The sequence below is a fragment of the Niveispirillum sp. FG148 genome, from assembly GCF_057809655.1.
Window position 1 is genome coordinate 1 of record NZ_JBMDKJ010000082.1, and the last position, 378, is coordinate 378.

Consider the following 378-nt stretch of genomic DNA (forward strand, 5'->3'; position numbering starts at 1 on the left):
GATATAGACGGCCGTGGCCGCACTCAGGTTGCCACTATTGTTGATGGCCGACAGGCTGCCGCCGACATAGTCGTTGGTGACGGCCAGCACCAGATTGTTGCCCGACACCGTGCTGCCAGCCGCCAGACCGGTGATGCCGGCCGAAACCTTGGCGCCGTCATAGCTGGACCCGGCCCCGCCGGCGATCAGCGTGGCGCCCTGCGACCCGGCCAGATAATTGCTCGTGGCGCTCAGGTTGGACAGGATGGTGCCGCCGCTGACATTGGCCGCCCCGCTGACCGACAGCACATTGCCGGCAAGGTTCAGGACGCCGCCGGTCTGGCTGTAATTGCCGGTGACATTCAGCGCACCGGCCAGCGTGACCGACGCCCCGCTATT

1 protein-coding gene is annotated in these 378 nt (G+C 66.1%); it reads right to left on the bottom strand.

Going from position 1 to position 378, the window contains the following annotated elements:
- Window positions 1-378 (bottom strand): hypothetical protein (locus tag ACODTW_RS28290; RefSeq protein ID WP_488949558.1); only part of this gene is annotated, 378 nt, incomplete at both ends.